Here is a 7,886-nt window from a genome sequence, read left to right on the forward strand (position 1 = left end):
GAACTGTTAAAGAGCTGAATGCTTAAACGCGACAACTACGTTGACAGACTCCGCCTCTCATCTACCTTAATTCTTACTCTGTATTGTTTGGTTTGCCCTATGACGTACCGTACAAATTTGTTTTGTTCTAACCAATACAAGTAATGAACTACCGTTCGCAAGACTTGAGATGCATAATTTCCTGAATTTCTGATACCGGAAGAATTCTTTCGCTTGAGCAGCGAGCTTTTGTAAGCGATCAGCCAATCATCGTTTATATCATCAAGTCGGAGGTCATCTATTTCGAGCTGGGATAAGAAGTCAACCAGGTGGTTTGCATAGAGCTTTAAGCTGCTGACCTCAACTGATCGATGGAGATCAAGGAAGTGTTCCAAGGTGAGCCAGTCAACCTCATAATTATCGTTTAGGATTAACGGGAAGCCTTCAATCTTCACACCCCTCACTGAGGCGTCCCTTGTGGTCCTGAGAAGCACTGGGCTACCACCCTCATTCGTACCAGTTGATGACCTCGCCTGACCCTATCAGCTCCATAACCCAGAACCTGTAGAATCGTACAGTTTAAAAATCATATTCAACATTACCAACCAATACTAAGGAAGCGCGCGCTCAATAACTAAGTGCAACACTCCCTGATCGAGTATCGTGTTGCCATGAAAAATCACTATCACCACCTCAGCACCACAGACCGCGTCACACTCATGTTGATGATGCGCCAGGGAGCCAGCCTCCGTGCCGTCGCCCGTGAGTTGAAGCGCTCTCCCAGTACTTTGAGCCGGGAGTTACGACGACACGCGGTTAACGACCAGCCCTATGATGCCGAGGCAGCAAGGGTAACAGCATGTTCAGCGCGTGTTCGTTGTCGGCCCAAGTGCAAGTTAGTCGAAGGAACGAATCTCTATGCGATCGTCCTCGACATGCTACGAAACTGGTGGTCTCCCCAACAAATCAGCGGCACACTGAAGGCCATGTTTCCAAACCAGCCCGACTATCAGGTCTCTCATGAGACGGTGTACAAAGCCATCTACGCCCAGCCTCACGGTGAGCTGCGCAAGGAGCTGATTGCATGCCTGCGCCAGGGCAAGACCAAGCGCCGGCCCCGCGCGGGCGGTGTGGACCGCCGTCAGCAGATCCCGGATCTGGTCAGCATTCACCTTCGCCCGCCGGAAGTCGATGAACGGCTCTTGCCGGGGCACTGGGAAGGCGACCTGATCAAAGGTGCGTTCAACCGCTCCGCTGTAGGCACTCTGGTTGAGCGAGTGAGTGGCCTGGTATTCCTGGCCAAGATGGACGGCGCTACCGCAACCGCCGCCGTTCAGGGCTTCAGCGCGGCCCTCAACCGGGTGCCATTGGAAATGCGCCAGACGTTCACCTACGACCAGGGCCGCGAGCTGGTGCGCCACGCCGAGATCACCCAGAAGACCGGGACGGCGATCTACTTCGCCGATCCACACAGTCCCTGGCAGCGGGCCATCAATGAGAACACCAATGGCCTCTTGCGGCAGTACATGCCCAAGGGCACGGACCTGTCGGTGTTCAGTCAGGACGAGCTGGATGCCATCGCCTTCCAGCTCAATACCCGGCCTCGAAAGCGACTGGGCTTCAAGCCGCCGCTGGAGGTCTTTATGGATCTGATCAAGCAAACCCAGGATGCGCCGTCAGGCGTTCATTAACCCGGGTGTTGCACTTGGAGTTGGAGACCGCCAAGTATAGTTTTCGTCACAGGAATAAAAATGACCTTGTTAACACCTCGTGCCATGATTCACCCCTGCTCTGTCGTTGTTCATCTCTGACGCTCCATCGCCAGTATCGTATTCCTGCAACTCTACCACGAATTCGTCCCGATCCCGGTAACGTGGGGGCGACATGGTACCAGCCACCACCAGCCATGCCAGCAGGACCAGCACCATCAGCCCGAAGACACCATCCACACCGGCCCAGCCTGCCATGGCGCCACCTGCGGCACCCCCGAGGAAGGCGCCAAAGAACTGCGACGTGGAATAGACACCCATGGCGGTACCCTTGGCGCCTGCCGGCGATTCCTTGCTGATCAGCGATGGCAGGCTGGCCTCCAGCAGGTTGAACGCCATAAAGAAGAAGAACAGCCCGAACCAGGCCGCCGTCAGGGTGACGGCCCATTGCCAGAGGGCCATGCTGGCCAGCACCAGCAGCGCCACCGCACCACAGAGAACGGCTTTCATCCGGCGCTTCTTTTCACCCAGGATAATGAACGGCACCATGGCGAAGAAGGAGGTTACCATTACCGTCAGGTAGAACCACCACATGTCGTCCACCGCCAGCCCGAGCCTGTCGGACAGCATCACCGGTACCTGGATGAACAAGGCTGTCAGGGCCAGGTGCAGGGCAAAGATGCCGAAGTCCAGCCGCAGCAACCGCGGGTCCCGCAATACCTGCCCCAGCATTTCCCGGGTCGGCAGGTGCTCACCTTCGGTCACCATGGCCGGGGGATCCGGCACCAGCTTCCAGACAATCACCATGGCCACCAGGGCCAGCACCGCCGTGAGGTAGAAGAGCCCCGACAGGCCCGCGAATTCGCTCAGCAGCGGCCCCAGGATGAGTGACAGCGAGAAAGACAGCCCGATGGTCACACCGATGCTCGCCATCGCCTTGGTACGCTGTTCCGCCCGGGTAAGGTCGCTGACCAGCGCCATCAACACACTGGCGATGGCCCCCGCCCCCTGCAGGGCGCGGCCGAGGATAACCCCGACGATATGATCGGACGAACCTGCCACCAGGCTGCCAATCGCAAAGATAACGAGACCAAGATAAATGAGGCGCTTGCGGCCCAGCCGGTCCGACATCGCCCCGAAAGGAACCTGCAGGCACGCCTGGCTGAGCCCGTAGACACCGATGGCCATACCCACCAGTGCGGGGGTGGCGCCCACCAGTTCCGGCCCCAGCAGGGCGAATACCGGCAGCACCATGAACAGGCCCAGCATGCGCATGGAATAGACGGATGCCAGTGCGGCCACCGCCCGGCGTTCAGAATCGTTCATCAAAATGTCGCAGCGTGAGAATGAAAGCCGCCAGTCTACCAGATGAACCCGACAAATTTGCGCATCCGATCATGGCCTGGGTCAACGTTGCGGCACCGGGACCATCTTTCCAAGCTTGTCACGTCGTCGAACCTTTTATCTGTTCAAGGCGGGCACCCCTGATTACAATTCGCTCACATTTATCGTCGGGTAGTAAATCGTGGATCTAGCAACCTTGATAGGCCTCGTCGGAGGCGCCGTCATCATTGGCATGGCGATCATTCTCGGCGCCTCTCCGGGCGTGTTCATGAACGCCCCCTCGGTGCTGATCGTGGTACTTGGAAGCCTCTCGGTGGTGCTGGCCAAGTTCAGCTTCAGACAGTACTTCGGCGCCCTCAAGGCGGCGGGCCGGGCGTTCAAGTTCAAACTGCCGGACACCCAGGACCTGATCGAGGAACTGGTGGACATCGCCAATGTGGCCCGCAAGCAGGGGGTTCTGAACCTGGAAGGCCGGGAAGCCAGCTCGGAGTACCTGCAGCAGGGCATCCAGTACCTGGTGGACGGCCAGGGCGCCGACACCATCAGGGAACTGCTCAACAAGGAACGCGTACTTACCATGGACCGCAACCGCTTCGGTGCCAAGGTGTTCCGGGCCCTGGCAGACGTGGCGCCGGCCATGGGCATGATCGGCACCATTGTCGGCCTGGTGCAGATGCTGTCGAACATGGAGGACCCCAAGAGCATTGGTCCGGCCATGGCGGTGGCCCTGCTGACCACGCTGTACGGTGCCATGATCGCCACCATGATCGCCAACCCCATCGCCGACAAGCTGGAGCTCCGCCTGACAGAGGAAGCCCGGATGCAGTCCCTGATCTCGGATGCCCTGGTGGCGATCCAGAACGGCCAGAACCCGAGGGTGATCGAACAGCTGCTGTCCAGCTACCTGCCACCGGCAAAGCGTGACACGGCCGAATCCGGAGCCTGACCCCCATGGACGATTTGCCGGAAGAGGAAAAACCGGGTATCCCGGCCTGGGTGGTGACCTTTGCCGATCTGATGTCACTGCTGATGTGCTTCTTTGTGCTGCTGCTCTCCTTCTCGGAGATCGATGCCATGAAGTTCAAGCAGATTGCCCAGGAAATGTCGAAAGCATTTGGCGTTCAGCGGGAAGTGGCGGCAGTGGATATCCCCCAGGGCACCAGTCCCGTGTTCCAGCACTTCACCCCCGGCAAGCCCGAACCCACGGACCTGGATGAGGTCCGGCAGAGCACCACCGAAACGGACCCGTTCCTGGACCGTGAACCCGGCACCCAACCCGGGGAACAGGCCAAGGGTCAGGCCACCGCCTCCGCCATGACCTTTGCCAACGACCTGGCAGAGGTGCTGGAACAGGAAATCACCGCGGGCCAGCTCGACGTGCAGGTGGATCCGGGCAAACGCCAGATCATCATACGGATTGAAGAACGGGGGTCTTTCGCCTCCGGCTCCGCCGAGCTGACTTACTCCATGGTCGACCTGCTGTACCGCATGGGCAAGGTACTGGTGGACATACCGGGGGATCTGACCGTGGAGGGCCACACGGATGACGTACCCATCAGCAGTGGTGGTCGCTATGAATCCAACTGGAACCTGTCCGCCGACCGGGCGGCGGCGGTGGCCAATGCGCTGATTGAGGCCGGGCCGCTGGACGAGGCACGATTCCGGGTCATGGGGCTGGCCTCCACCGAGCCCCGTCGGCCCAATTCGTCGCCGGAGAACCGTGCCCTCAACCGTCGTGTGGAAATCATCGTCGACCTGTCGGATGATCCCGGCGAAACCCCGACCACCCTGGACGAACTGCCCCCGGACATCCTGGTGGAACCAGACCGCACACCGGCCCCGTCAGGGGAAACACTGACCTGGTAACCAGCACCGGATCACCCTGGACGCTTGGCCAGAGACCTGAAGCCGGTATACTGGCGTATTCCCTTGCTGAGATTTTAATCGCCAGAGGAGCATTATGGAGTCCATCCAGGTCAAAGGCGCACGCACGCATAACCTGAAGAACATCGATGTTGAGCTGCCCCGGGACAAGCTGATCGTGATCACCGGGCTGTCCGGGTCCGGCAAGTCCTCCCTGGCATTCGACACCCTTTACGCGGAAGGCCAGCGTCGGTATGTGGAATCCCTCTCCACCTATGCCCGGCAATTCCTGTCGATGATGGAGAAGCCGGACGTGGACCACATCGAGGGGTTGTCTCCGGCCATCTCCATCGAACAGAAGTCCACCTCCCATAACCCCCGCTCCACCGTGGGCACCATCACCGAGATCTACGACTACCTGCGCCTGCTGTTCGCCCGCGCCGGCGAACCCCGCTGCCCGGACCACGGCCAGCCGCTGGAAGCCCAAACCGTCAGCCAGATGGTGGACCAGGTGCTGGCCATGCCCGAGGGCAGCAAGCTGATGATCGTGGCGCCGGTGATCCGCGACCGCAAGGGCGAACACCTGCAGGTCATCGACACCATGCGCAGCCAGGGCTTCATTCGCATGCGGGTGGATGGCTACGTCTACGACATCGACGACGTGCCGCCCCTGGACAAGAAAAAGAAGCACTCGATTGATGTGGTGGTGGACCGTTTCAAAGTGAAGGAAGGGCTTGAGCAGCGCCTGGCTGAGAGCTTCGAAACCGCCCTGGAGCTGGCCGACGGCATTGCCCTGGTGGCGGATATGGACGGCAAGCAGGAAGATGAAACTTTCTCCGCCCGCTATGCCTGTACCCAGTGCGGCTATTCCCTGAGCGAGCTGGAACCGAAGATCTTCTCCTTCAATAATCCCGCCGGCGCCTGCCCCACCTGCGACGGCCTTGGCGTGCGCCAGTTCTTCGATCCCGAGAAAGTCGTGTACAACCCCGGCGCCACCCTGGCAGCAGGGGCAATTCGCGGCTGGGACCGTCGGGCGGTCTACTATTTCCAGATGCTCACCAGCGTGGCAGAGCACTATGGCATCGATATGGACACGCCGTTTGAGGATCTTCCGGAAGACTTCCAGACCGTGGTCCTGCACGGTTCCGGCAAGGAGGAGATCCCTTTCCGCTACGTGAACTCCCGGGGCCATATCATGGAGAAGGAGCACCCGTTCGAAGGGGTGCTGCCCAACCTGGAACGCCGCTACCGGGAAACCGAATCCCAGAGCATGCGCGAAGAACTGGCCCGGCACCTGAGCACCCAGCCCTGCAAGGACTGCGGCGGCTCAAGGCTGCGCCGTGGCGCCCGCCATGTCTTCATCGACGAACACAACCTGCCGGACATCACCCACCTGCCGGTGGGGGATGCCCACAGCTATTTCCATGACCTGACGCTGCCCGGTACCAAGGGCGAGATTGCCGAGAAGATCCTCAAGGAAGTACGCCAACGGCTGCAGTTCCTGGTCAATGTGGGGCTGGAATACCTGACCCTGGAGCGGAGCGCCGACACCCTGTCCGGCGGCGAAGCCCAGCGCATCCGCCTGGCCAGCCAGATCGGCGCTGGCCTCGTAGGCGTCATGTATATCCTCGATGAGCCCTCCATCGGCCTGCACCAACGGGACAATGACCGGCTGCTGGCCACCCTCACCCACCTGCGGGACCTGGGCAACACGGTGATCGTGGTGGAACACGATGAAGACGCCATTCGTGCCGCCGACCATGTGCTGGACGTGGGCCCCGGCGCCGGCGTCCACGGCGGCCATGTGGTGGCCCAGGGCACGCCGGACGATATCATCGCCAACGACAACTCCCTCACCGGGCAGTACCTCAAGGGCACCCGGGAGATCGCCGTGCCGGCCACCCGTAACCGGGGCAATGGCAAGACCCTGACCCTGACCGGTGCCAGCGGCAACAATCTCAAGGATGTGACCCTGGAACTGCCCCTGGGCGTGATGACCTGCATCACCGGTGTGTCCGGCTCCGGCAAGTCCACCCTGATCAACAGCACCCTGTACCCGGTGGCGGCCACCAGGCTGAACAAGGCCACCAGCCTGACCCACGGACCCTACCAGTCCCTCCAGGGTCTGGATAACCTGGACAAGGTCATCGACATCGACCAGAGCCCCATCGGCCGCACGCCCCGCTCCAACCCGGCCACCTACACCGGTATCTTCACCCCGGTGCGGGAACTGTTTGCCGGCACCCAGGAAGCCCGCAGCCGGGGCTACAAGCCCGGCCGCTTCAGCTTCAACGTGAAAGGGGGCCGCTGCGAGGCCTGCCAGGGCGACGGCATGATCAAGGTGGAAATGCACTTCCTGCCGGATATCTACGTACCCTGCGACGTGTGCAAGGGCAGGCGCTACAACCGGGAGACCCTGGAAGTACGGTACAAGGGCAAGAACATCCACGAGGTGCTGGACATGACCGTGGAGGAGGCCCGGGAGTTCTTCGACCCGGTGCCCTTCCTGGCCCGCAAGCTGCAGACCCTGGTGGATGTGGGCCTGTCCTACATTCGCCTGGGCCAGAGCGCCATTACCCTGTCCGGCGGCGAGGCCCAGCGGGTCAAACTGTCGCGGGAACTGTCCAAGCGGGATACCGGCAAGACCCTGTACATCCTCGACGAGCCCACCACCGGCCTGCACTTCTACGATATCCAGCAGTTGCTGACGGTTCTCCAGCGGCTACGGGATCACGGCAACACGGTGGTGGTGATCGAGCACAACCTGGATGTCATCAAGACCGCCGACTGGATCATCGACCTGGGTCCGGAGGGCGGCTCAGGGGGTGGTGAGATTATTGCTGAAGGCACGCCGGAGGAAGTGGCCCACAACAAGCGCTCCCATACCGGGCGGTATCTGAAGCCACTGGTGGGCTAGTTGTGCCCCTCTCCCCTGGAGGGAGAGGGGTTGGGGAGAGGGGGAGCGGGCAACTCCGCAGTCCGGTCGCGGGG

At 60.8% G+C, this 7,886-nt stretch carries 5 protein-coding genes; 4 read left to right on the plus strand and 1 reads right to left on the minus strand.

Features of this window, described 5'->3' with window-relative positions:
* Positions 1–650 precede the first annotated feature (650 nt).
* The gene (locus RO069_RS08320; protein ID WP_091855222.1) at positions 651–1,670 is read left to right on the plus strand and encodes an IS30 family transposase; all 1,020 of its coding nucleotides are present in this window, start codon (positions 651–653) and stop codon (positions 1,668–1,670) included.
* Positions 1,671–1,739: 69 nt separating this feature from the next.
* On the opposite strand, the gene RO069_RS08325 is transcribed toward RO069_RS08320, so the two are convergent.
* Positions 1,740–3,014: an MFS transporter gene (locus tag RO069_RS08325; protein WP_328186677.1), complete on the minus strand. Its 1,275-nt coding sequence runs from the start codon at positions 3,012–3,014 to the stop codon at positions 1,740–1,742.
* Between the two features lie 199 nt (positions 3,015–3,213).
* Between RO069_RS08325 and pomA the strand changes: the two genes are divergently transcribed.
* The 3 genes from pomA to uvrA all read left to right on the plus strand — a co-directional run bounded on the left by pomA (position 3,214) and on the right by uvrA (position 7,812).
* On the plus strand, positions 3,214–3,978 hold the full coding sequence (pomA, locus tag RO069_RS08330) for a flagellar motor protein PomA (protein WP_328186678.1): 765 nt from the start codon (positions 3,214–3,216) through the stop codon (positions 3,976–3,978).
* 5 nt (positions 3,979–3,983) lie between these two features.
* Positions 3,984–4,898, plus strand: coding sequence for a MotB family protein (locus tag RO069_RS08335; RefSeq protein ID WP_328186680.1), 915 nt, complete (start codon positions 3,984–3,986; stop codon positions 4,896–4,898).
* Positions 4,899–4,992: 94 nt separating this feature from the next.
* Complete coding sequence (gene uvrA, locus RO069_RS08340; protein ID WP_328186682.1) at positions 4,993–7,812, plus strand: excinuclease ABC subunit UvrA; 2,820 nt, start codon at positions 4,993–4,995, stop codon at positions 7,810–7,812.
* Positions 7,813–7,886 lie beyond the last annotated feature (74 nt).

This window comes from Marinobacter sp. OP 3.4, assembly GCF_036224885.1.
Lineage (GTDB): Bacteria > Pseudomonadota > Gammaproteobacteria > Pseudomonadales > Oleiphilaceae > Marinobacter.

What these genes read in the sequence shown, in the direction of transcription:
- RO069_RS08320 (WP_091855222.1), top strand. Translation starts at nt 651, where the DNA reads ATGAAAAATCACTATCACCACCTCAGCACCACAGACCGCGTCACACTC.
- RO069_RS08325 (WP_328186677.1), bottom strand. Translation starts at nt 3,014, where the DNA reads ATGAACGATTCTGAACGCCGGGCGGTGGCCGCACTGGCATCCGTCTAT.
- RO069_RS08335 (WP_328186680.1), top strand. Translation starts at nt 3,984, where the DNA reads ATGGACGATTTGCCGGAAGAGGAAAAACCGGGTATCCCGGCCTGGGTG.
- uvrA (WP_328186682.1), top strand. Translation starts at nt 4,993, where the DNA reads ATGGAGTCCATCCAGGTCAAAGGCGCACGCACGCATAACCTGAAGAAC.